This is a genomic window from Aurantibacter aestuarii, assembly GCF_003008425.1.
GTDB lineage: Bacteria > Bacteroidota > Bacteroidia > Flavobacteriales > Flavobacteriaceae > Aurantibacter > Aurantibacter aestuarii.
This window is the reverse complement of sequence record NZ_PXOQ01000009.1, coordinates 430,956-453,837: the sequence shown is the minus strand read 5'-3', so window position 1 is coordinate 453,837 and position 22,882 is coordinate 430,956. Positions and strand designations below refer to the sequence as shown.

The following is a 22,882-nucleotide window of genomic DNA, read 5'->3' as shown; positions in this document are numbered from 1 at the left end:
TATTTATTTTAAAGAACCCAGAACCCAGAACCCAGAACCCAGAACCCAGAACCCAGAACCCAGAACCCAGAACCAAGAGCCAAAAGCCAAAAGCCAAAAGCCAAAAGCCAAAAGCATTAAAACAAATGACCAGAACCCAAACTTATATTAAAGCCGCAAGACCGCGAACCTTACCATTGTCGGTATCCGGGATTATTTTAGGAAGTTTTCTAGCGCACTTTATGGTCGATGGAGAAAAAAACTATCTTATTTTTATTTTGGCATTTTTAACTACGGTTGCCTTCCAAATTTTATCAAATTTTGCAAACGATTATGGAGATGGTATTAAGGGTACCGATGCCAACAGGATAGGAGAGCAGCGTATGGTTAGTTCTGGTTTAATTTCGTACAAGAACATGAAATTAGCCGTAATTATAACTAGTATTATTAGTTTAGTATTAGCTAGCATATTAATTTATGTCGCTTTTGGCGCAAGTAATTTTATATACTCGTTTTTCTTTTTCAGTTTAGGAATTTTAGCGGTATTAGCCGCTATTAAATACACAGTAGGTCGCAATGCCTATGGTTATTCTGGTTTTGGAGATGTATTTGTGTTTATTTTTTTTGGACTTGTAAGTGTTTGCGGCACGTATTTTCTATATACAAAATCTTTAAACTGGTTAATATTATTACCCGCAATTTCTATTGGCTTATTAAGTACAGCGGTTTTAAACTTAAATAACATGAGAGATATAAGGACCGATGCTGCAACCCATAAAAATACTTTAGCGCTTAAGTTGGGAGCTAAAAAGTCAAAACGTTATCACTATGCGTTAATAAGTATAGCACTTAAAACGGCTCTATTATTTATGGTAATTAGTTTTAACTCGTGGTATAGTCTATTAGGCTTGGTAGCTTTCATACCTTTAGTACTTCATCTTAAAACCGTTAAAACAATACTACAGCCTGAACATTTTGATCCAGAATTAAAAAAACTGGCCTTATCTACGGTGTTATTAGCACTATTAATTGGAGTAGGATATATATTGTAAAAATGATTAAAGCCAGCTATAAAAAACATATTCTAGAATTTAAACAACCAAGCGGGACTTCTCGCGGGGTTCTAAAAACAAAAGAAACCTGGTTTATCATTTTAGAAGATGAATCTGGACAAAAAGGTATTGGAGAATGTGGAATTTTAAGAGGCTTAAGTGTAGATGATAGACCAGATTTTGAACATCAGTTAAAACAAACTTGCGAAGCCATTAATAAAGGTTTTGAGGTATTATATAATGAAAACGAAGAATTTCCAAGTATACAAATAGGATTGGAAACTGCTTTTAAATCTTTACATAGCAAAAATCCATTTGAAATTTTTCCATCCAAATTTTCTCGTGGAGAGGCTCATATTCCTATAAATGGTTTAATATGGATGGGAACCGAAGCCTTCATGAAGCAACAAGTTCAGGATAAAATTGAAGCAGGTTTTAAGTGCATAAAAATGAAAATTGGAGCTATAGATTTTCATACAGAATTAAATTTACTTCAATCTATACGTAAAAACTTCAGCAAAAAAGATATTGAATTAAGGGTTGATGCGAATGGCGCATTTTTACCAAAAGACGCTTTGGAAAAACTTAAACGTTTATCAGACTTAGAGTTACATTCTATAGAACAACCCATAAAACAAGGTCAAATAGAAGATATGGCAAAATTGTGCGAGCAAACGCCATTACCAATAGCTTTAGATGAAGAATTAATTGGGGTTTTTGGTGTAACAAATCAGCAAAAACTACTACAAACCATTAAACCACAATATATTATTTTAAAACCAAGTTTTATAGGTGGTTTTAAAGGTAGCGACCAGTGGATTGATTTAGCAAAGGATAATAATTGCGGGTGGTGGATTACTAGTGCATTAGAGAGCAACGTTGGGCTAAATGCGATTTCGCAATATACCTTTACCAAAAATGTAAGCATGCCACAAGGTTTAGGCACTGGAAGTTTGTATACTAATAATATTACTTCACCTTTAGAAATTGTAAAAGGTGATATAACTTATGACCCTAAAATAAAATGGGATTTTAATTTTTAAAAAATGAATTACATTCAACAAGCTTATAAAGGTGATAATACATGGTGGAAAGTTTGGTTTACAACCTTACTAACCACAGGTATTTTTATATTAAATTTTGTGTTTTATCTTTTTACAACTGCAGAAGATTTAGAAGAAGCATATGATTTAATGAAACAAATGCCCACAAATATTTCTTTAATTGTAAACTTATTACCTTTTGCGGTTTTACTAGCATTGTTGTTTTTATGCGTTAAATTTTTACATGAACGTAGTCTGTTATCTTTAACCACAGTACGTAAAAAAGTAGATGTGAAGCGGATTTTAGTCTCTTTCTCGCTTATTGTTGTGTTTACTTTAGTAACCTTTTTAATTTCTTACAGTATAGATTCTTCAGAAATTGTATTTCAATTTCAACCAGTTAAATTTCTTATATTATTTATTATAAGTGTTTTGCTTTTTCCATTTCAAATTGGATTTGAAGAATATGTGTTTAGAGGTTACCTAATGCAGCAAATCGGGATTTTTGTAAAAAATAAATGGATGCCTTTAATTATAACCTCAGTACTTTTTGGTTTAGCACATAGCGCAAATCCAGAAGTTGCAGAGCTAGGGTTTGTGACAATGATTTTTTATATAGGTACAGGGTTACTTTTAGGTATTATGACTTTAATGGACGATGGTTTAGAACTTGCGTTAGGTTTTCATTTAGGAAATAATTTAATGGCTGCTTTACTTGTAACATCAGACTGGTCTGCTTTACAAACCGATGCAGTTTTTAGATATACTAGTGAGCAAGCCACTCAAACGTTAATGGAAATTTTAATACCAATTTTAGTATTTTATCCTGTGTTTTTAATCATTTTAGGTAAAATATATAAATGGTCGAACTGGAAAGAACGTTTATTTGGTAAGGTCACTAAACCACTCGTTTTAGAAGAAGATATACCTTTACAAGACCATACAAAAGAACTTTAAATTAGTGAAAGCAAATAGCTTACATAAGGCTTTTAAATTAGATAACGTTTCTTATACCAAGCAAAGTCTATTACAAAAAGCACAAAGCTTTATAGATAAATCTAACGATTTTGAAGCTGAAATTGGCCGATTTTTAATTGACTGGCTAGATGATAATGATACTCTAAAAGTGCAGACTTCTGGTTCTACCGGAGACCCCAAGAGCATTCATTTAAGCAAAGAAGCCATGAAAGCTTCTGCATTAGCAACCGGTACATATTTTAATTTAATTCCAGGACAAACAGCGTTGTTATGTTTGCCAGTTAGCTACATAGCTGGAAAAATGATGCTGGTTCGTGCGATGGTTTTAGGTTTGGAAATAGATACCATATTACCTAAAATAGATTTAGATTTAAGTTCTAAAGGATATGATTTTGTAGCAATGATTCCTTCTCAGGTCGATAAAAATAAAGATATTTTAAATCAGTTTTCTATCGTAATTGTTGGCGGTGGAAGTATTCCCCATAGCTTAAAACACGAATTACAGCAAATTAAAGCTTCTGTTTATGAAACATATGGAATGACAGAAACCATTACCCATATTGCTATTAAACCTTTAAATAAAGTAGATTACAAACCTTATTTTAAAATTTTACCAGACATAACCATTTCTCAAGATGAAAGAAATTGTTTGGTAATAGATGCTCCTAACATATCCAAGGAAACTATTATTACTAATGACGTTGTAAATTTATATTCTGACACCGAATTTGAATGGTTAGGTCGAGTAGATCATGTTATTAATTCTGGCGGTTTAAAACTTTTTCCTGAAAATATTGAAGCAAAATTAGAGCCTTATTTAGACGTGCCTTTTTTTATAGCCTCACAACCTAATTCTACTTTTGGAGAAGAAGTTATTTTAATTATAGAAGGAGAAACATTTCCAATAGATTCTCATGTATATAAAGACCTTAATAAAGCAGAAATTCCAAAACACGTTTATTTTGTACCAGGATTTGTAGAAACTGCTTCCGGTAAAATTCAACGCCAACAAACCTTAAACTTATTGTCTTAGATCGTTTACTTGCCATTTAAGCAGCTACACTCATTTCTTATTTTATAACAACAGCTTTGGTTATAGTTTTACCGTAAACTTAAAAACCAAAGCATATGAAAACACTAGCATTACTTACAATAATATCTCTTTTTGGGATTTCAACTTCTTTAGCTCAAGAAATTACAGTTAATGGTATCGTTTCAGATGAAAGAAATATTCCATTACCATCTGCAACCATTATTATTAAAGGAACTACAATTGGTATAAGTACTGATTTTGATGGTGTTTTTGAAATTAAAGCTTCCGTAGGTGATACACTTCAATTTAATTATGTGGGTTATAAAAGTGTAGAAAAAATAGTGACTTCTAATCCTCAAATGAATGTCTCTTTACATCCCGATGTGCATTTAGAGGAAGTTGTTGTAACAGCATTAGGTATTAAGCGTAGTAAAACTTCCGTAGTAGAAGCGCTATCTGGTAAAGCTTCAGGGTTGGCAGTTTCGAGTGATGATACCTTTAAAAAAATAAGTAAATCTGTTTATAATGCTCAAATAAATCATAGTCAGTTAACTGCAGGAGAAATAAATGATTTAAAAAAATGGAATGAATGGAAAGACCTACTTAAAGAAGAACAGTTTTTTAATTTAAAAACTAAATGGGGTTTTGGTTTAACTGATAAGATTGAAGTACATGTTTTAAATGAAATAAAACAACCAGTATCTAATGTTTTAGTTAAGTTATTTAATGACGATTTACAGCTTATAATGGCAGCACGAACAGATATAAATGGTAAAACAGTCCTGTTTAAAGATGTATTTGAAGAAGAAGCTAACACCTGTTATACCATACAAATGATAGAAAACGGACGTGTTATAGGCAAACGATTACTAGGAGACGAAACTAAAATAGAGTTTACCAGTAAAACTCAAAACAATGCCAATGCAGTAGATATTATGTTTACAATTGACGCTACAGGTTCTATGGGAGATGAAATAAATTATTTAAAAGCAGAATTAGCAAATATTATAAATAGAGTAGATGCTTCAATTAAACAAAAACGATTGGCACTTACATTTTATAGAGATTTTGGAGATGCTTATGTAACTAAAGCTTTTAATTTTTCTGTAGATATCTCAAAAATCCAAAAGAATTTAATGATGCAGAATGCAGGTGGAGGCGGAGATTATGAAGAAGCGGTAGAGGAAGCTTTAAAAGTTTCTTTAAATCAGGATTGGAATACAAACTCTAATGCTAAACTTCTTTTTTTATTGCTGGACGCACCACCACATTTTACACAAGAAAATGTCGTGTTAATAAAAAAAGAAATTCAATTGGCTCAAGAAAAAGGTATTAAAATTATACCTATTGTAGCTAGTGGAGCTAATAAAGATGTTGAGTTTTTAATGCGTTTCTTTAGCGTTTCAACCAATGGAACGTATGTATTTCTAACAGATGATAGCGGGATTGGAAACAAGCACTTAAAAGCTAGTACAAAAGACTTTAAAGTTGAAAAGTTAAATGATTTAATTGTACGACTTATTGAAACCTATAGTGTCGTAAAAGTTTAATTTTAACTAATAAACTCACCATTTATCATCACCTTATCAATACAGTTTTCACCAAAAGCGTAAGGTAAATAATGGAAACTCGGGATGGCTTTGGTAAGTATAATGTTGGCTTTTTTTCCAATTGTTATACTTCCTAAGTCATTACTATAGTCCATAGCATACGCCCCATTTAATGTTGCGGCATTAATAGCTTCTTCAGGTGTTAATTTCATTTTTATGCAAGCTGTACTAACTACAAAATTCATATTTCCACTTGGTGTTGAGCCGGGATTAAAGTCGGTAGCCAAAGCTAATGGTAAACCAGCATCAATTAGTGCTCTTCCAGGTGTGTATGGAATACTTAAAAAATAAGAGCATGAAGGCAAAGCAACAGGCATGGTATTAGAATTTTTTAAAGCTTCAATATCATTTTCATTTAATTCTTCTAAATGATCGACACTTAAAGCCTTGTGTTTTACTGCTAATGCAACGCCACCAAACGCATTAAATTGATTAACATGTATTTTTGGTGTTAATCCGTATTTTTTTCCTTCAGTTAAAATGAAGTCGGTATCGTCCAAATCAAAATAGCCTTTTTCACAAAAAATATCGATATAATCTGCAAGTTGTTCATCTTTAATTTTTGGAAGCATTTTAGTAGCGATTTCATTTAAATAGCCTTGTTTATTGTCTTTAAAGTGTTTTGGTACCGCATGCGCCCCAAGAAACGTGGCTTTAATAGCTATTTTTAAATCGGTTTTTAGTCGCTTAATTACACGAAGCATTTTCAGTTCGGCGTTTACCGTTAAGCCATAACCAGACTTTATTTCTATAGCACCCGTACCTAAAGCCATCAATTGTTTAACACGTGCCAAAGATTGTTTGTATAAATCGTCTTCCGTCGTATTTTGAAGTTGTTCCGCAGAATTTAAAATACCACCACCACGATTAGCAATTTCCTCATAACTTAAGCCATTTATGCGATCTACAAATTCTTGTACGCGATTACCAGCATATACCACATGAGTATGAGAATCGCACCAAGTAGGCATAACTATTTTTCCTGTGGCATCTATAATAGTATCGGCTTTTGTAGAGCGACAGTCTGCCATAGGCCCAAAATCTTTTATACTATCATTTTCAATGAGTAAATAGGCATTTTCTATAAATGGTAAGGTTTTCATGTCCTTACCAGAAACTTTTAAAAGTCCTTTTTCTCTTACTTGTATAAGTTGTTTGATATGTATAAATAGTGTTGTCATAGTTTCAAAAATACAGAAAAAATCCTGTAAGGTTAAGTGAACTTTACAGGATTTTTTAGTTGATATTATTGGTTAGGTTAGTTTAAACTTCCAACCATGTCTTCAGGTTTCACCCATTCATCATAGTCTTCAGCTGTAACATAGCCTAAGTTTATAGCTTCTTCTTTAAGAGTAGTGCCATTAGCGTGAGCTGTATTTGCTATTTCAGCAGCTTTATAATAACCTATTTTAGTATTTAGAGCAGTAACAAGCATTAAAGAATTGTTTAATAATTGTTTAATGACTTGATGGTTTGGTTCGATACCTGCAGCACAGTGCTCCTCAAAGCTTAAACAAGCATCACCAATAAGTTGAGCCGATTGTAAAATATTAGCTGCCATCATAGGTTTAAATACATTTAACTCATAATGTCCTTGGGTTCCACCAACAGTAATGGCTACATCGTTACCCATAACCTGAGCACAAACCATAGTTAAAGCTTCACATTGCGTTGGGTTTACTTTTCCTGGCATAATAGAACTTCCTGGCTCGTTTGCAGGAATAATAATTTCTCCAATACCACTTCTAGGTCCAGAAGCCATCATTCTAATATCGTTAGCTATTTTATTTAAAGAAACAGCCAGTTGTTTTAATGCACCATGAGATTCTACAATAGCATCATGAGCAGCTAAAGCTTCAAATTTATTAGGAGCTGTTATAAATGGTAAATTTGTAAATTTCGCTATATATTCTGCAACTAAAACATCGTATCCTTTAGGCGTGTTTAATCCTGTTCCAACCGCAGTTCCGCCTAAAGCCAATTCACTTAAATGACTTAAGGTATTTTCTAAAGCTTTAAGTCCGTGATCCAATTGGGACACATATCCAGAAAACTCTTGTCCTAAAGTAAGTGGAGTAGCATCCATTAAGTGAGTCCTTCCAATTTTTACTACATTCTTAAATTCTTGTGCTTTATCATTAAGCGTATTTCTTAATTTTATAACGCCAGGAATCGTAGTTTCTACTATTTTTTTATAAGCTGCAATATGCATTCCTGTAGGAAAGGTATCGTTAGACGATTGTGATTTGTTCACATCATCATTTGGAGCAATTACTTTTTCTCCTTCACCAACCACACGTCCTGCTAATTGCTGCGCTCTGTTGGCAATGACTTCGTTTACATTCATGTTACTTTGTGTACCAGAACCGGTTTGCCAAATCACTAAAGGAAATTCGTTATCATGTTTGCCATCTAAAATTTCGTCACAAGCTTTCGATATTAAATCTCTTTTTTCTTCATCTAAAACACCTAATTCACAATTGGTATACGCTGCTGCTTTTTTTAAATAAGCAAAGCCATAAACCACTTCTAATGGCATAGAAGCTGCTCCGCCAATTTTAAAATTATTTCTTGAGCGTTCAGTTTGTGCGCCCCAAAGCTTATCTGCAGGTACTTTTACATCACCCATTGTATCTTTTTCAATTCTAAATGCCATAGTATTATTTGTGTATATTTATAGCTACGAATTTAAGAAATTTAGATAAATTGACACCTAAATATTAACTTAATTGTTATATATCCTTACAGTTTACTTGAATGAGGTAAAGTGTTGAAAAATTATTGATTAAGTTCGCAAAATAAACTAACCACATGAGTTCAAATCAAGAAATTGTTAAGGTAAGTTCGTTACCATTTAAAGACGTTATAAAAGATTTTTCTGAAGCATTTAATGTAGAATTAAAACAGGTTTGTAGTGAATATTACATTAACCTACCAGATTCTGTTGGAGAGGGCGAAATTAGAGGGATAAATTTTAGCAATGGTTTAGGATTAATTATTTATAGATGCACGTTTAATAAGGATTGTGAAATTCGTTTTACAAAAGATGATATTCACCCAATAAAATATTTATATACAGTTGATGGTCCTATAGAGCACGAGTTTTCATCAGAAAGCAATACTCATATTTTAAAGAAAAACAAATGTGCTATGGTTGCCAGTAGTAATAATGGCGGACATGTATTAAGGTTTAAAAAAGATGAACCTTCTTATTTGGTGAGCTTAGAAATAGACAGAAAGAAATTTATTGAAAGTAGTTTATGTGAATTGGAAGACCTATCTCCAATGCTAAAAGATTTAATTATAGACCAGAAAGCCTTAAAATCGTTTTATCATGAAGGTTATTATGGATTGGCTTTTTTAAATCTTTTTAATTCTATTGATTTATTTACCGATAAAAAACTGGTTAGAAAACTATTTTTAGAAAGTAAAGCTTTAGATATTTTTGTAAATCAGATTGAATTATTTGAAGACGATTTTTTATCTAATGAACAAAGTAGAATATTTAGAACCAACGAAATTGAAATTATTGAGAAAACAGGAGAATATATTATAAATAATCTTTCTGAAGATTTAAAAGTTAGTGATCTTGCTCAAAAATTTGGCTTAAACAAAAATAAGCTTCAGCAAGGATTTAGATATTTTTATAGTATGTCTGTAAAAGAATATGTCATTCACCACAGGTTGGTAGAAGCATCTAAATTGATAAGAAAAACGGAATTATCTATCTCTGAAATAGCAGATAAAGTAGGCTTCTCTAATAAAAGCCACTTTAGTAAATCGTTTAAAAACTTTTTTAAACTATCACCAAACGAACTTCGTGACTAAGCAGATTGGTTAACCAAATGAAAGTTTAAACGATTTGAACTTGTCATAAGGTTATTTTTTTGTAGCAGCAGTAAATTAAATAACTCTTGGTTTTGATTAGATTGAGAAATTAACTCATCGTAATCTTTAATAGCTTTAGCATATGAGTTATTAATATATGTTATAGTGTCTCCTAGAGTACTTTTATTATGTAAATCCGTTAGATTAATCCAGAAAATTGGCTCTATAGAAATTTTTTCTTCTTCAAAAGTTAGATGAGAAATTTTTAAATTTAAATAGGCGTCTTCAAGTTCTGTTATAGCAGCAATTTTCCCTTGAATTTGCTCTCTTAAATCATTCTTTAAAATAGGATATTTATCGCCTTCAGCAAAAGCACTTATAACATCTTTAAAATTAATATTCTGTAAAATTAAATTTTCTAGTAATTCGCTATTAGACTTCATAAGACTCAACTTTTTTTCAAAGTTATTTTAATACTTAGCATTTTTTGAGCTCAATCGGGTATATAATTAACACAAAATATTTGATGAGAATAATAGTTAATTATTCAAAAGTGTTAAATTAATTTTTGAAATTGTTATACACTTTCATAAAAAGTAGATAATTTTATCCTTCGATAAGTATGAAACTAATTGATGCAGACAACAGATACCTTTAATATTCTTAGAACATTATCCCTTCAATTTAATTCTCCTTTAAGCGAAACTAAAGAGGGATGTTTTTTAAACGTTGATAATCAGGAGCTTAACGGAAGTTTTAAAGCAGTAAAGCTTTTTCCTGGTTTAGAAATTTTAACTATTGATGCGCACATCAAAAATGGATTTAAAATTGATAATTTTTTTAATTTAACAGAAGCATTACATTTTGTGTTTTGTTTTGAAGGAAGTATTTCTCATAAATTTTCATCAGAAAATGAAAAGAAGGAAATTCATAGATTACAAAATGTTATTTTAGGTGGTAATGACTACTATTCAAGTCAATTTTACTTTAAGGATCAATCCATGGTTAGAATGAGTATTATCTCAATTACCAGTCAAATTATTGACTATACCAATTTTGTAAAAACAAGCCGTTTATCTCATTTACTTAAAGATTTAATTGCTAATGTAGACCGTAGTAAAAGCTATGCTTATTTTGGAGAAATTAGTTTAGATTGTAGTAAGTATTTTAAGCAAATTATAAATAACGATTTAATAGGTCTGGCAAACAGACTTGTATTTGAAGCTTCTGTTTTTAAAATGCTATCTGCTCAATTTAAAAGTTATAATTCTAGCGAATTTAATACTGATTCTAAAGAGTCTAAGCTTAATCAAACGGAACGTTCAAAAATTATAGCTTTAAGTGAATATATTACCAACAATTTATCATCAACATTAACTATATCAGAGTTAGAAAAAGTAAGTGGTTTAAATCAAAAGAAAATACAATTAGGATTTAGATTGTTTTTTGATGAAAGTGTAAATAAATTTATAACCAATTTAAGAATATTAAAATCCAAAGAACTTATTGAAACGACCGACTTATCAATGTCCGAAATTGTTTACAATATTGGTTTTAATAGTCGCAGTTATTTTTCAAAGATTTTTGCCAAGCGGTATGGTTTATTGCCCACAGAATACAAGAAACACCACCATTTAACACATCCAACGTTTGAATATTGTTATTATTCTAAAGCAAGTTCAAAAATTAATGCAGAAGATATTTCTGATATTATTGAAGTATCTCGTATTAATAATTTAAAAAAGGGAATTAATGGCTGTTTAATTTATCATGATTCTTATTTCTTTCAAATATTAGAGGGACCAAAAGATGATATTTTAAAATTAATGAAAAAAATTTCTAAAGATGACAGGCATAAAAATGTGATAAAACTTTATGAAGGTGTTAAGGCTGGCCGATATTTTAAAGAATGGAGTATGGCACTTATAGATAATAGTCCTTCATTTTTTAAAGACCAAAAAGCAATTAAATTTTTAAATCCAGAAATTTCTTTAGACTTATTAAAACACAAAGGATTGAGTGCCTCTCATTTTTGGGAGAAAACAAGAAATCATTTGTTGGTTGAGCAAGTCAATAAATAGCAACAATCTCTAGTATAATAAAACCGTCTAAAACATATTGTTTTAGACGGTTTTGCATTATAACAATATTATAACATCCTATTTTTGATAAAAACCAACAATAGACATAGTTTTGCAGTAAATAAAAATATATTATGAAAGTTTTAGTAATTGGCGGAGGAAACATGGGATATACTTATGCCAAAGGTATGAGTAAATCTAGTTTAATTGATGGAGAAATTTTAATTTATGATGCATCTGAAGTGCAAACCATTAAATTAAAAAAGAAAAAATTATTTAAGGTTTGTAACAATTTACAAAAAGCAGTAGAAGAAGTAGACGTTATTTTTTTAGTGGTTAAACCTTATCATGCAATGGATTTGTTTGACACTATGAAAAGTTCTGTAAACCAAAGCCAGATTGTTGTGTCATTAATGGCAGGTGTATCTATAGAAGCTATCCAAAGCGGTTTAGGAATAAATAAAGTGGTAAGAGCAATGCCTAATTTACCAGCAAAAGTAGGTTTGGGAATGACGTCTTATACTCCAAGTGAAGAGGTAAGCCGAATAGAACTATTAACCATCTCTAAGTTATTAGATACGACTGGTGAAGCTATTTATGTTGAAAATGAAATGTTTATAGATAAAAGCACAGGAATTAGCGGTAGTGGACCAGCTTATGTATTTTATTTTATGGAAAGCATGATGCAAGCCGCTTTAAAAATGGGGTTTTCACAAAATGACAGTAAAGTCCTAGTTACTCAAACTTTTGAAGGAGCGGTAAAATTATTTAAAGAAAGCGATTTAAGCCCAACGGGTTGGATGAATCGTGTGGCGAGTAAAGGAGGAACAACAAGAGCAGCTTTGGACTCTATGAAAGAAAACAAAGTGGAAGAGTTAATTAAAGATGCTGCATTTGCTGCTTTTGATAGAGCAGTAGAGATGAGTGGGAAATATTAAAATAAAAAATCGTTGGAACTTTTACCAATATTATATATTTGCTGGAAAATTAAAAACCAATCATGAAGCAACTATTATTCTTTTTATTTTTTCCGATAATTCTAATATCTCAAAATACTTTTGAACCAGGATACTTTATTAATGCAGAAGGTGTTAAAAATGTAGGTTTAATTAAAAATTTAGATTGGAAATATAACCCAACCGAAATTAGATTTAAATCTGATTTAAATTCAGATAATGAGATAATTAGCTTTGAAAATATTCAATCGTTCACTATAGGTAATTTAACTTTTAAAAAAGCGGAAGTGCTCATAGACCATTCATCTGAGCTAGTCAATAATCTAACCAAAAATAAGGAGCCTAATTTTAAAAAAGAGACTGTTTTATTAAAATTAATTTCTAAGGGCAATATAAACTTGTATCAATTTAAAGATTCTAAAAAAAATAGATTTTTTTATGATAAAAATGACTCTATAGAACAGTTAGTTTTTAAACCTTATTTAAATGCTGAAAATCAAATTTTAAAAAATGATTACTACAAATCACAATTGCTAACTCTTTTAAATTGTGACAAAATTAAGACAGAAGATATCCAAACTTTAAAATATGAATTATACAGTTTTAAAAAAATATTTAATACGTATAATAACTGTGACAATGAGAATTTTGTAGATGTAGAAAAAGAGTCTAACAAAGGAAAAATATCATTATCTCCAAAAATCGCTTTAAACAAATCAAACTTTTCTATTTCTACAGAAGAAGTTTCAATTTTAAATTTAGACACTGATAATGAAATTTATCTAAGTTATGGAATTGAATTTGAATATGTTTTTGGTTTTAATAATGATAAATGGTCGTTTTATATCTTTCCATATTATGAGAAACTTGAAGAAAATGTAAGCAATGAAAGATTTGAGAATATAAAAATAAATTACAGTGCTATTGTTTCAAGAATTGGGTTTAAACATTATATGTTTTTAAATGTTAATTCAAAAATATCGCTTAATGCCGCACTAAATTTTACTTTTACCAATAATTCTGATTCTAAAATAATTTATTCCGAATCACTAACACAACAATTATTTATTGATCCAGGAAATTTTTATAGTCTTGGTGCAGGATATACATTTAATAATAAGTTTACGGTTGAGCTAAACTATGAACTTGGTAAAAAATTAATTCAAGCTAGAAGTGTTAATTCAAAATTTAATAATCTATCTCTAGGATTAAGTTATAATTTATTTTAGTAGAATATTGTATTAAAAAAAGCAATGTTTTATATTTGCAGAGTTATCAATTAATAAGACACACGAATTATGTTCGAATTTGACCAATATTTAGGATTTTTAGCATTTTTAACCATTTTAACCATTGGTTTTTGGTTATTAATCTTTTTAGCAACTTTTGTAGTGCCATATTGGATTGGCGGTTCTTTAATTGAACGTGTAAAAGAAATCATGGAAGAACGTAAGGCTAAGCAGAATAAAGCTTAATACGTCACTAATAATAAATTTAAAAGGAATGCATAAGCATTCCTTTTTTTATGTGTAAAAAAACGCTTCAGGTAATTTGAAGCGTTTTTGTGTTTTATAGCGAAGAAAATTATTCTTTCATATTATGGTAAACGTTTTGTACATCATCATCTTCTTCCAATCGTTCTAATAATTTTTCAACATCTGCTTGTTGCTCTTCAGTTAACTCGGTTAAAACTTGTGGAATACGTTCAAAACCGGAAGATAAAATTTCTATTTCACGACGCTCTAATTCAGATTGTAATGCTCCAAAACTTTCGAAAGGTGCATAAATAATAATGCCATCTTCATCGTTAAAGACTTCTTCAGCACCAAAATCTATAAGTTCTAATTCTAATTCTTCAGGATCTAAGCCTTCAGCATTTACTCTAAAATTACAGGTATGATCAAACATGAAAACCACAGAACCCGAAGTTCCAAGACTTCCATCACATTTATTAAAACAAGCTCTTACATTAGCTACAGTTCTGGTATTATTATCTGTTGCTGTTTCTACAAGTATGGCTATTCCATGAGGTGCATAACCTTCAAAAATTACTTCTTTATAATCACCCTGACCTTTTTCGCTAGCTTTCTTAATAGCACGTTCTACATTGTCTTTAGGCATATTTACAGCCTTAGCATTTTGTATAACCGCTCTTAATCTGGAGTTAGAATCTGGATCTGGTCCACCTTCTTTAACAGCCATAACAATATCTTTTCCAATACGAGTAAATGCTTTACTCATAGCAGACCAACGTTTCATTTTACGTGCTTTTCTAAACTCAAAAGCTCTTCCCATAGTGATGTGTTTTATCGCCTAAGCGTGTGTTTTCTTATTACTAGTTCAAAATTATGTTTTTTTGTTTAAATAGCAAATTAATCGTTAGGGATATGGCGACTTAAAAAAGATTGTTTAGAGTCCTCGTAATCGTTAAAAATACGTTGCTTATTATTATTTAAGTTCTGATTGGTTTTATTAAAGGTGGCAACTCCATTATTAAATGCTTTCACTTTTTTATTATAAGTATCTATTTGCTCTTTTGTTCTTTTCTTTGCAGGCGTTTGTTCTATCGAATTTGTTAAGGTTTTAAACTCTTCTTCCAAAATATGAAAATCAATAAGCTTAGGTATATCGTTAGTGGTCATAGAAACATAAAAGTCAAAAACCTCTTTTGTAGCTATTAATAAAGCTTTATCAGATCCATAGGCTTCCATAGTTTCCAATTGTTCTAAACCATTTTTTGCAGCTATATTTAAAGCATTTGAATTTTGTTGAATACCACTTAAATCTTTAGTGTTTATGGCTTCATTTAAATAGACATCGTTTATATAAACTTTAAAAAATAGTAGGTAAAGTTTGTTATTATAGCTAAATACTTCATTGGATTTTGCCATTTTTTTAGATAAATCGCTATCGTTTTCTACGATATTTATCTTGTGTTTACCAGCAAATTCTAATAATTGTTTTTCATAAGTGGCTTGAGATTCTTCCATTTTTTTGTCTGCAAGTTCTTGTGCTAAAATATAAGCCTCCATTAAATCATAAGATTGCTCTGCAACTTCTTTCATGTCTATAATTTGAGCATAGTCTTGTTTTAAGATACTTTCGTTTACTCTTATAAGTTCTAATACATTATTTTTAAAATCATTACCATCAAAACCGTTAGCTTTAGTTATATTTTTTTTTGAAGTTGCAATTTGATCTAATAATTGTTCTCGTCTTTTACTAATTTTAGAATCTCTTTTGCTGTGTGCAACTGCTTTGGTGTATTTCCACATACTTTTGGTAACTTCGGTTTGTTCTTTACCTATAAAATTTAAATAATCTATAGCACTGTCAAAAGTTTGTGCATAGCTTAGTGGTACAAAAAATAAAAGTGTAATTAATGAAAGGAAATGGTTAGTCTTCATGGTTATAAGTTTAAATAATCTAATAAAATATTAAAGGTTTCGTTTATATAAATGTCTTTAGATAAATTGTTTATTATAAAATCATTTTCATTTTTGTCGTCGGTATTATATATAATAAATTCTTCTGTAGCTTTTGTATTTGTAACTGGAGTTAGTACAATGTCATTTTCTGAAAATATAGTGTCATAAGCTTTTTTACGTTTTTCTATACGTTCGTTAATACCATTAATACTTAAAGCATATTTTGCTGTGGGTACATTTACAAGTTTATAAAGCATTTCACCTTTATTTTCAATACTATTAAAATAGGAGTTATTTGAGGTTCTCTTAGAACTATTTTCTTTAAGTTCCTTTAAATTTTTGATTATAAAAGCTTTGTAATATTCTCTATTATCTAGACGATCATTTGGAATTACAAATGCTTTTGATGCTTCACTAACATTCATTTTTTTATATAATGAAGGTAGCTCAATGTCTGGTGTAATTCCAATCGCTTGATGACTATTTCCACTAACTCTAAAAAACATTTCAACCGTAATTTTACAAAAGCCTAAATCGCTTCCTTCTTTTAAAGGTACGATGTTTTGTGCCGTACTTTTTCCAAATGTTTTAGAGCCTACTACTAAAGCTCTATTATAATCCTGCATGGCAGCTGTAAAAAATTCGGATGCAGATGCCGAATAATCGTTGACTAAAATAGCTATTGGTTTATTAAAAAAAGTTCCTCTTCTAGGATCTCTAATGGTATAAGTGCTTTGGTCTTTAAATTTTAAAATGGCTAATGGCCCTTTATCGATAAACATCCCAGATAAGTTTATAGCTTCCTGCATAGAACCTCCGCCATTAAATTGTAGGTCTAAAACTAAAGCTTCAATACCTTCTTTTTGAAGTTTATAGAGTTCTTTTGCTATATCTGCAGAAACACCTCGTCCATTTTTTGAATCGAAGTCTGTATAAAATGAAGGGATTTTGATATAACCTATTTTAGTTTTATCTCCTAAAATAAAACCTCTAACGGCATTCTCTGTGACTTTAATTTCAGATTTTGTTAAAGTAACTTCTTTGATGTTGTTGTTCTTATCTTTTATTAAGAATTGAGTCGTGGTATGATTTTCTTTATTTAGAAAAACAGATAATTCTTCTAAAGATAGACAGGTCACAACTAATTGGTCTTCATCACTTGTTAGTTCTAAAATGATATCATCTTCATTTAAAGTCCCATTTTTATAAGCTGAACTACCTGGTATTATATAATCTATGGCAATTTCACCATTTTTTGTTTTCTTAGGAATGATGCCAAATGATTCTTGATTGGTTGAAAGACTTCCTTCATAATCTTCTTTTTCATTAGCACTAAAATATTCTGAATTCGGATCCTGATAATTAAAATATGCGCTTAGAAATTGGTTGTTTACAAAATTTATAACACCATTAGATTGATTTAAAAAAGTATTAAGTTGACACAATTCTCTGTTTATAACGATATGTCTGGCTTTTATTTCTAAGTCAGTAAAATTTTTATCTTGAGTTGAAATAGAGTCGTTTTGAGAAAGTAACTCTCTTAGTGTATTGTAAGCTATTTTTTTTGAAAGATAAGATGTGAATTTTTTTTCTGAAGAAAAATATTTGTAATCTTTCTTTGCAACAGGAGTTAAGGTTACTTTACCAGAATAGTCGAAAATAGTATCTTTTAATTTTTCAAGAATATGATAGGCTTGACGGTATCTATTTTCTAATATTTTTGCATATACAGCCGAAAAACTGCAATTATTTTCATTAATATAATTGTCTAACTCAAATTCATCTGCTTTGAATACATCGATGTCTTCTTGAAAAAAAAAGTCTTTTTCCTCATCTAACTTGTTTAAAAACAAATAAAATACACCTTTAGATAAGCTATCATCTATAGCTTTTGAAGCGTAATGTTGTGTTAAAATGACATCTTTAGAAGCCTGAAGCTGCTGACAAAATACAGGCTGATCTTGCGCAAAATGACTTATACACCAGAATAGTGTAATTGCGCAGGTTATAAAATGCTTCATTAAAATTGTTTAGTCTTCTTCTACAATATTTTCTATAGCTTGAGCTAAATCGAAATCTTTTTGTGTAACGCCACCAGCATCATGAGTAGATAATGAAATAGATAACACATTGTAGGTGTTAGACCAATCTGGATGATGGTTTAATGCTTCACACTCAAAAGCAATACGGCTCATAGCGCTAAAACAATCTTTAAAATTGCCAAATTCAATTTCGGTATGAATGGCATCATCATAAAATTCCCATTCTGGAAAATTTTTAAGTTTTTCGGTAATTTCTTTTTCAGTAAATGCTTTCATAAGTTTGGTTTTAATTCGTCTAAAATATATTGACTTGTAAATTGTAAATGTTTAGGTAAGATATTGTCTTTTGGTAACACAGCCAAATACCTATCGTTATTTGTTGTATAAACACGCTTAAAAATAGGATTTTCGAATCCTAAAAGCTTAGTGATTTCTTTTATAAAGTCCTCGTGATGCACTAAATCTGTACTACCAATATGATAGATACCGGTTTTATTTCGGTTAATCATATAATGTATTTGTTGGGTTATTTTACTATCGGTAGCCACATTCATGATTAAGTTAGGAAAAGTTTCAATAGGAAGCTTTTCCTTATAAAATGTTTTAATTTCCTTTATTCTTGGAGATTGTTTTCCAAATACCATGGGTAACCTAATAATTACATACTTTTTTTTAGGTAGTCGTAATAGTTTATTTTCAATTTTAATTTTGAAATAGCCGTATTTACTTAAACTTAAAGTTTTATCGTTTTCATGACTAGGAAACTGGCTGTAAGCATCAAACACATTGGCAGAAGACAGGAATATAAGTTTACAATCATTCTCTTTTACATAATCTATCATATGTAAATGGGCTACAATTTGAGCTCCAAATTCACCACGCATAGCGGAAATAATAATACTCGGTTTTACCACTTCAATAATTTCTAGCGCATCATCTTCTTCAACATTAAAATGAAATAAATGCTGGTTTTTTTGAAGTGCACGGGTTTCCATACGATAGGTTCCAAACGTTTTATAATAGGCGTTTAATTCCTTGTAAATGGCATCGCCTAAAAAACCTGTGGCACCAAATATTAAGATGCGATGTTTAGTATTGTTTTGCATTATAACCGAAACGCTTAAAAAATAGAAAGATTGGTTTTGGTTGTAAAAAGTTCTAAAGCAGACATGCCAATTTTAGAGTTTCCTTTAGGATTTAAACCTGGAGACCACACAGAAATAATAAATTTGTTAGGCAACAATGCTACAATACCGCCGCCAACACCACTTTTTCCAGGTAATCCCACTTCAAAAGCAAATTCTCCGGCTTCATCATAAAATCCGCAGGTTAACATAATGGCATTAATACGTTTAGCTTGACTTGCTGATATATGCAACTTATTAGACAAGCATCTACCATGATTAGCAAATAAGAAAAAAGCGTTTGTTAATTGCTCACAAGACATGTAAAGCGAACATTGGTGAAAGTAGAAGTCTAATACAACATCTACATCATTATTTAGATTATCAAAAGACTTTAGCAGGTTCGCAATTGCATAATTTTTAAAACCTGTATTTTTTTCAGATTGAGCAACTTTTGTGTCGTAATGAATGTCATTATCATTAGCCAGAAGTCTTACAAATTCTAAAAAGTCTTGTTTAGGATTTTTTAAAGAAGACACCAAAATATCCGCAATAACTATAGCTCCAGAATTTATAAACGGGTTTCTAGGAAAACCGTTTTCTACTTCTAAAAGTGAAATATGATTAAAAGGGTTCCCAGAAGGTTCTACATCGACACGTTTCCAGACTTCATCGGCATTTTTAGATACAGCCAAAGCTAATGAAAGTACTTTAGTAATACTTTGAGCAGAAAATTTAGTTTGGGATTGACCAATTTCAAAATCTTCGCTGCCAATAACATTTAAATAGATTCCAAAAGCGTTTTTATCGACATGCTGTAACTCTGGGATATAGTTAGCGACTTCGCCTTTATCTTCAATTTGAGTTACAGTATGTTGTATGTCTTTTAAAACGCTTTTAAAATCTATCATTCATTATTTTTTATAAAAAGGTAACTTAATTACCGTTGCTGGAACAGCATTTTTTCTAATTTGAATATGTATTTTGCTTCCTATGCTAGATAATACGGTTGGAACATAGCCTAAACCAATGCCTTTTCCTAAACTAGGCGACATAGTTCCAGATGTAACTACCCCAATTTTTTTTCCATTTCCATCTACAATATCATAGTCGTGACGTGGGATTCCACGTTCATCTAACTCAAAAGCAACTAATTTGCGATCTACACCTTGTTCTTTTTGTTTTTTAAATACATCTGAACTTGTAAAATCTTTTGTGAATTTTGTAATCCAGCCTAAACCAGCTTCAATAGGAGATGTTTCATCATTAATATCATTTCCATATAAGCAGTACCCCATTTCTAAACGTAACGTATCTCTTGCTGCTAGACCAATTGGTTTTGCACCAGCTTTAGTTACAGCATCCCAAATTTGTTTGACTTCACTGTTTTTACAATAAATTTCAAATCCGCCACTACCAGTATAACCAGTTGCAGAAATAATGACATGCTCAATACCTGCAAAATCGCCAATAATAAAATTATAAAATTCAATTTGAGATAAATCGTGAGAGCTTAAACTTTGCATGGCACTTACCGCTTGAGGACCTTGTATGGCTAAAAGTGAATAATTTTCACTTAAATCACGCATTTCAGCATCAACATCATTTTTAGATTGCAACCAATTCCAGTCCTTTTCAATATTACTAGCATTAACTACAAGAAGGTAAGTTTCTTCTTTTATTCTGTAAATAATTAAATCGTCTACAATACCACCATTATCATTAGGCATACAGCTATACTGAGCTTTACCAATAGTTAATTTTGAAGCATCATTAGTACAGGTTTTTTGTATTAAAGCTAATGCATTCGGACCTTCCACTAAAAATTCTCCCATGTGAGAAACATCAAAAACACCAACACTATTTCTAACGGCTTCATGTTCTACCGTAACACCATCATATTGTACGGGCATATTGTAACCTGCAAAAGGCACCATTTTTGCACCAAGTGCTTCGTGAGTGGCAGTAAGAGCTGTATTTTTCATTTTTTAAATTTATGGTTTCAACAAAAGTATTGAAAAATAATGTGAATTCAGCCTATTTAATAAGTCACATTTAATAAAAAAATACTAATTTTCACACTTAAAATGACCTCTTATGAAAATATACTGTTTTACTTTATTATTTATTTTATCGACGTTTGTAAAGGCACAAAATTTGCCAAAGGATTATTTGTCTAAAGAGTTTCATAAAGAACGAAGAGAAGCTTTAAGAGCTAAAATGCCTGCTAATACTGTGGCTGTTTTCTTTTCTAATCCCGTAAGAAACAGAGCTAATGATGTAGATTATGTGTATCATCAAGATCCGGATTTTTATTACTTAACGGGTTTAAAAGAACCAAATTCGGTATTAGTCATTTTTTCTGAAAAACAAACCAATGCAAAAGGTTTGTCTTATAATGATATTTTATATGTACAAGAAAAAGATCCTAGAGCAGAAATGTGGAATGGAAGTCGTTTAGGTGAAGAAAAAGCAAAAACTGAATTAGGATTTGATTATGTTCTTAATACTGGAGCATTTATAACGTCTGATGTAAACTATAATTCTTTTAACACAATTCTATTTCATAATTTTAAAGATGATTATAGAGATGGCAGAAGCAGTACAGACCTATATAATTTAATTTCTACATTTAAAAAGAAAGTTGGATTTTCTAAAAGTGACGTCTCTCCAATAGAAGAGCAAGTTTACAAAGTTATTAAAGCGACACCAATAGAGAATAGCGCAAACGTAGCACAAAATATAGGAAGTTATACAGTAACGTATCCAGAGTTAAATAACAACGACCAAATAAAAAAATATATAAATGCTAAAGACGACAGTGAGCGTAGTGATGTAAAAACCTACATCTTAAATTTAGAAGCAGAACAACCAAAATATAACACTAAAATGTTAGGCGGTTTTATGGCAGAACTTAGAGAGATTAAAACGGCTGAAGAATTAAAGTTATTAACCAAAGCTGTGAAAATTTCGGCTCAAGGTCAAATAGAAATTATGAAAGCTATGCATCCGGGAATGTCGGAAACGGAAATACAAGGTGTACATGAGTTTGTTTACAAAAAATATGGTGTAGAATATGAAGGTTACCCAAGTATTGTTGGAGCTGGTGCTAATGGTTGTGTCTTGCATTACACAGAAAATAATAAAACTAAAGTAGATAATGATTTGGTATTAATGGATTTAGGCGCAGAGTATCATGGGTATACGGCAGACGTAACTAGAACTATTCCTGCAAATGGCACATTTACCAAAGAGCAACGTGCTATATATGATATTGTGTATAAAGCTCAGGAAGCTGGAATAGCTGCTTGTAAAGTTGGTGCAGCATTTTGGGAAAGTAATGCGGCTTGCCAAGCCGAAATTAATAAAGGCTTGTTAGAACTTGGGATAATTAAATCTTTAAATGAAAAACACAATTATTTACCCCATGGTGTTTCGCATTACATAGGTTTAGATGTTCACGACACAGGAACTTATGGGCCATTAAAAGCCAATAGTGTAATTACTGTAGAACCAGGAATTTATATTCCCGAAGGTAGTCCTTGCGACGAAAAATGGTGGACTATTGCCGTGCGTATAGAAGACGATATATTAATTACTAAAAACGGTCCGGTAAACTTAAGTGCAGATGCACCTCGTAAAGCCGATGAGATTGAAGCCTTAATGAAAAAATCGAGTCCGTTAGATAAGTTTGTGTTACCTAAAATAGATTAATAATAGCTTATAAA

At 30.7% G+C, this 22,882-nt stretch carries 21 protein-coding genes; 11 read left to right on the top strand and 10 right to left on the bottom strand.

Annotated features, from left to right (window positions below; genetic code table 11):
* Nucleotides 1–125 precede the first annotated feature (125 nt).
* From menA to C7H52_RS08775, 5 genes are all read left to right on the top strand, one after another.
* On the top strand, nt 126–1,031 hold the full coding sequence (gene menA / locus C7H52_RS08795; protein WP_106463528.1) for a 1,4-dihydroxy-2-naphthoate octaprenyltransferase: 906 nt from the start codon (nt 126–128) through the stop codon (nt 1,029–1,031).
* A gap of 5 nt (nt 1,032–1,036) precedes the next feature.
* Complete coding sequence (locus C7H52_RS08790) at nt 1,037–2,074, top strand: o-succinylbenzoate synthase (RefSeq protein WP_106463920.1); 1,038 nt, start codon at nt 1,037–1,039, stop codon at nt 2,072–2,074.
* Between the two features lie 3 nt (nt 2,075–2,077).
* On the top strand, nt 2,078–3,031 hold the full coding sequence (locus C7H52_RS08785; protein WP_106463527.1) for a CPBP family intramembrane glutamic endopeptidase: 954 nt from the start codon (nt 2,078–2,080) through the stop codon (nt 3,029–3,031).
* 4 nt (nt 3,032–3,035) lie between these two features.
* Complete coding sequence (locus C7H52_RS08780) at nt 3,036–4,085, top strand: AMP-binding protein (protein WP_106463526.1); 1,050 nt, start codon at nt 3,036–3,038, stop codon at nt 4,083–4,085.
* A 95-nt stretch (nt 4,086–4,180) separates the two neighbouring features.
* The gene (locus C7H52_RS08775; RefSeq protein WP_106463525.1) at nt 4,181–5,635 is read left to right on the top strand and encodes a vWA domain-containing protein; all 1,455 of its coding nucleotides are present in this window, start codon (nt 4,181–4,183) and stop codon (nt 5,633–5,635) included.
* A 2-nt stretch (nt 5,636–5,637) separates the two neighbouring features.
* Here the strand turns inward: C7H52_RS08775 and hutI are convergent, their stop codons facing one another.
* Nucleotides 5,638–6,876, bottom strand: coding sequence for an imidazolonepropionase (gene hutI, locus C7H52_RS08770; RefSeq protein WP_106463524.1), 1,239 nt, complete (start codon nt 6,874–6,876; stop codon nt 5,638–5,640).
* Between the two features lie 77 nt (nt 6,877–6,953).
* A complete protein-coding gene (fumC, locus tag C7H52_RS08765) occupies nt 6,954–8,351 on the bottom strand; it encodes a class II fumarate hydratase (RefSeq protein WP_106463523.1) in 1,398 nt (465 codons plus the stop codon).
* A gap of 155 nt (nt 8,352–8,506) precedes the next feature.
* On the opposite strand from fumC, the gene C7H52_RS08760 reads away from it, so the two are divergent.
* Nucleotides 8,507–9,523, top strand: a complete 1,017-nt coding sequence (locus C7H52_RS08760) for a helix-turn-helix domain-containing protein (protein WP_106463522.1) — start codon at nt 8,507–8,509, stop codon at nt 9,521–9,523.
* Here C7H52_RS08760 and C7H52_RS08755 read toward each other — a convergent pair.
* Nucleotides 9,520–9,966 carry a hypothetical protein gene (locus C7H52_RS08755; RefSeq protein ID WP_106463521.1) on the bottom strand — a complete coding sequence of 149 codons (447 nt, stop codon included), beginning with the start codon at nt 9,964–9,966 and terminating at the stop codon, nt 9,520–9,522. The two genes, C7H52_RS08760 and C7H52_RS08755, sit on opposite strands and share 4 nt — an antisense overlap.
* Before the next feature lie 192 nt (nt 9,967–10,158).
* Between C7H52_RS08755 and C7H52_RS08750 the strand changes: the two genes are divergently transcribed.
* The 4 genes from C7H52_RS08750 to C7H52_RS13455 all read left to right on the top strand — a co-directional run bounded on the left by C7H52_RS08750 (nt 10,159) and on the right by C7H52_RS13455 (nt 14,035).
* The gene (locus C7H52_RS08750; protein WP_106463520.1) at nt 10,159–11,604 is read left to right on the top strand and encodes a BLUF domain-containing protein; all 1,446 of its coding nucleotides are present in this window, start codon (nt 10,159–10,161) and stop codon (nt 11,602–11,604) included.
* A gap of 134 nt (nt 11,605–11,738) precedes the next feature.
* Nucleotides 11,739–12,542 carry a pyrroline-5-carboxylate reductase gene (gene proC, locus C7H52_RS08745; RefSeq protein WP_106463519.1) on the top strand — a complete coding sequence of 268 codons (804 nt, stop codon included), beginning with the start codon at nt 11,739–11,741 and terminating at the stop codon, nt 12,540–12,542.
* A 62-nt stretch (nt 12,543–12,604) separates the two neighbouring features.
* Nucleotides 12,605–13,789, top strand: a complete 1,185-nt coding sequence (locus tag C7H52_RS08740) for a porin family protein (RefSeq protein ID WP_106463518.1) — start codon at nt 12,605–12,607, stop codon at nt 13,787–13,789.
* A 69-nt stretch (nt 13,790–13,858) separates the two neighbouring features.
* Nucleotides 13,859–14,035: a hypothetical protein gene (locus C7H52_RS13455; protein WP_181256226.1), complete on the top strand. Its 177-nt coding sequence runs from the start codon at nt 13,859–13,861 to the stop codon at nt 14,033–14,035.
* A gap of 109 nt (nt 14,036–14,144) precedes the next feature.
* Here C7H52_RS13455 and C7H52_RS08735 read toward each other — a convergent pair whose 3' ends face one another.
* The 7 genes from C7H52_RS08735 to gcvT all read right to left on the bottom strand — a co-directional run bounded on the left by C7H52_RS08735 (nt 14,145) and on the right by gcvT (nt 21,139).
* On the bottom strand, nt 14,145–14,855 hold the full coding sequence (locus C7H52_RS08735; protein ID WP_106463517.1) for a YebC/PmpR family DNA-binding transcriptional regulator: 711 nt from the start codon (nt 14,853–14,855) through the stop codon (nt 14,145–14,147).
* Nucleotides 14,856–14,932: 77 nt separating this feature from the next.
* The gene (locus C7H52_RS08730; protein WP_106463516.1) at nt 14,933–15,967 is read right to left on the bottom strand and encodes an LIC11966 family surface protein; all 1,035 of its coding nucleotides are present in this window, start codon (nt 15,965–15,967) and stop codon (nt 14,933–14,935) included.
* A 2-nt stretch (nt 15,968–15,969) separates the two neighbouring features.
* Complete coding sequence (locus C7H52_RS08725; RefSeq protein ID WP_106463515.1) at nt 15,970–18,009, bottom strand: carboxy terminal-processing peptidase; 2,040 nt, start codon at nt 18,007–18,009, stop codon at nt 15,970–15,972.
* 9 nt (nt 18,010–18,018) lie between these two features.
* Nucleotides 18,019–18,306: a 4a-hydroxytetrahydrobiopterin dehydratase gene (locus C7H52_RS08720; RefSeq protein WP_106463514.1), complete on the bottom strand. Its 288-nt coding sequence runs from the start codon at nt 18,304–18,306 to the stop codon at nt 18,019–18,021.
* Nucleotides 18,303–19,136: a sugar nucleotide-binding protein gene (locus C7H52_RS08715; RefSeq protein ID WP_106463513.1), complete on the bottom strand. Its 834-nt coding sequence runs from the start codon at nt 19,134–19,136 to the stop codon at nt 18,303–18,305. Before C7H52_RS08715 ends, C7H52_RS08720 begins: the two co-directional genes overlap by 4 nt.
* A gap of 14 nt (nt 19,137–19,150) precedes the next feature.
* Nucleotides 19,151–20,065, bottom strand: coding sequence for a glutaminase (locus tag C7H52_RS08710; RefSeq protein WP_106463512.1), 915 nt, complete (start codon nt 20,063–20,065; stop codon nt 19,151–19,153).
* A 3-nt stretch (nt 20,066–20,068) separates the two neighbouring features.
* On the bottom strand, nt 20,069–21,139 hold the full coding sequence (gene gcvT, locus C7H52_RS08705) for a glycine cleavage system aminomethyltransferase GcvT (RefSeq protein ID WP_106463511.1): 1,071 nt from the start codon (nt 21,137–21,139) through the stop codon (nt 20,069–20,071).
* Between the two features lie 112 nt (nt 21,140–21,251).
* On the opposite strand from gcvT, the gene C7H52_RS08700 reads away from it, so the two are divergent.
* On the top strand, nt 21,252–22,868 hold the full coding sequence (locus C7H52_RS08700; protein ID WP_106463510.1) for an aminopeptidase P N-terminal domain-containing protein: 1,617 nt from the start codon (nt 21,252–21,254) through the stop codon (nt 22,866–22,868).
* Nucleotides 22,869–22,882: the final 14 nt, after the last annotated feature.